The 2,278-nt window shown below is 66.1% G+C and carries 1 protein-coding gene; it reads left to right on the top strand.

Going from position 1 to position 2,278, the window contains the following annotated elements:
- Positions 1-19: 19 nt before the first annotated feature.
- Positions 20-2,278, top strand: a 2,259-nt coding sequence (locus VTU_RS25965) for an Ig-like domain-containing protein (protein ID WP_236610646.1), incomplete at its 3' end; no start/stop codon positions are given.

The following is a 2,278-nucleotide window of genomic DNA, read 5'->3' as shown; positions in this document are numbered from 1 at the left end:
GACCTGAAGGAGAAACACCATGGCTATTACTCACGTCAAAATTTGGGCCGGGTCACACCCCTCCGAGGACAAGGGATACCTTCTGTCCTTGGATTCCCGAACGATCCAGGTGCATTTCGAGTTCGACGACTGGCCGCTGCGAGTGAGTGTCAGCCAATTTGAATGCAAGACCATACCGAACGGTACCCACTGGCTCGCCAACGAAATGACCAGGAACATCGAGGATGCCAAACACTTCCAGGCCACCCTGGAGGCGGACGAGGGCGTGGAAACCACCGGTGGTCTCATCACCCTGGATCTTGCCAATGTGGTAGAGCCCAACGGCACGCCAGGCACAGGGATCTACTCTTCCGAAAAGATGTTTACCGTAGACACCCTCCGACCCAAGCATCGCGACATCACGATCAACGACGAACACCTCACCGCCGGCGAAACCGCCACCGTCACCTTTGTTTTCACCGAGAAAGTCGGCAACTTCCAGCCAGCCATCGACCTCTCCAAAGCCCATGGCACGCTGGGCAGTCTGGTCACCACCGACGGCGGCATCACCTGGATCGCCACGTTCACACCCACTCCCGACACGGCAAGCACCGAGGAATGCGTGATCTCCGTGCATATGAACGAGGTGCGCGACCTGCACGGCAACCGGGGAGCGGACATCAAGGACAAGGACATCCCCGTCAACAGCAACAGCTACACCGTGAACACCGTGCGGCCCACGTTGGCCACGACCGGCCATAGCATCGACGACACGCAGCTGGGCATTGGCCAGAGCGCCCACGTCACCATCCAATTCAGCGCGGCGGTCAAGGATTTCGACGCCGCCGACGTGGTCCTGGCCCCCGGCAGCGGCAGCGTGCGCCAAGTGCTCGCATCGCACCCCGCGGCCGACGGCAGCAGCGACACCTGGGAGGTGGTGCTCGATGCCCCCGACACCGGCGCTGCATCCACGAACAACCCGATCAGCGTGAACCTCGCGGGCGTTCGCACCCGCGCGGGCAGCGCGGGCCAGGGCACCGTGGCCACGGGCCTGAGCTACAGCGCAGACCCCACCCGGCCCACGCTGGAGGGCACCCACATCACCATGGACGACAAGCAGCTGGGCATTGGCCAGAGCGCCCACGTCACCATCCAATTCGGCGCGGCGGTCAAGGACTTCGACGCCGCCGACGTGGTCCTGGCCCCTGGCAGCGGCAGCGTGCGCCAAGTGCTCGCCTCGCACCCCGCGGCCGACGGCAGCAGCGACACCTGGGAGGTGGTGCTCGATGCCCCCGACACCGGCGCTGCATCAACGAACAACCCGATCAGCGTGAACCTCGCTGGCGTCCACACCCACGTGGGCAACACGGGCCAGGGCACGGTGGCCACGGGCCTGAGCTACAGCGTAGACCCCATCCGGCCCACGCTGGAGAGCACCCACGTCCACTACGGCGCGGGCGAGACCGACACCGTTCTCAAACACGGCGAAACCGCCCTGGTCACCTTCACCTTCTCCGAAGCGGTGACGGACTTTGGCCTCGACGACGTGCTGATGGTCCATGGCATGCACGATGGCACGCTGTCGCAGCTGGCGTCCACCGGCGACGGCCGCGTCTGGACCGCGACCCTGAGCGCCCCGACTTCCGAAGTCACATCGTCGAACAATAGCTTTCAAGTGAACCTGGCCGGCGTGAACGATCTGGCGGGCAACGCGGGCGAAGGACAGGCCTCCACCGGCGTCCGCTACGACATCGACACCACGCCCCCGGTGTTCGACAGCGCCACGGTCACCGGCGACCAGCTGGTGGTCCGCTACACCGAAGCCAATAGCCTGGACGGGACAGCGCTCACGGGCAGCGCAGGCTTTACGGTGCGTAGCGCCACAGACACGGCGATTCCCGTGAACAGCGCCGTGCCCAACGCAGCGGCCAAGACCGTCACGCTGACGCTGGACCGCGCCGTGGCCAGCGACGAGGTGCTGAGCGTCAGCTACGCCAAGCCCGAATCCGGCCATGGGGTGCAGGACGCTGCCGGCAACGCCGCGGCCAGTTTCCGGGCCATGTCGGTGGACAACCACACTCCTGCCCCGACAGGCCTGACGGACAAGGACAGCGACAGCATTCCCGGCAGCGTCGAGGACCAGACCCCCGGCATCGCCGACCCCGCTGGCGCAGCCGCCGTAGCCGGCGACGGCAACGGCGACGGCATCCAGGACAGCGCGCAGGCGGCGGTGACATCGACCCGCCTCGTGCTCAGCCCCAGCGAAGCCAGCCAGCCCGAAGACGCGGCCAGCACCCCC

Origin of the sequence: Verminephrobacter aporrectodeae subsp. tuberculatae At4 (assembly GCF_000193225.1) — a bacterium.
In the GTDB taxonomy this organism is placed as follows: Bacteria; Pseudomonadota; Gammaproteobacteria; order Burkholderiales; family Burkholderiaceae_C; genus Acidovorax; species Acidovorax aporrectodeae.
This window is presented reverse-complemented; position numbering and strand designations above follow the sequence as displayed.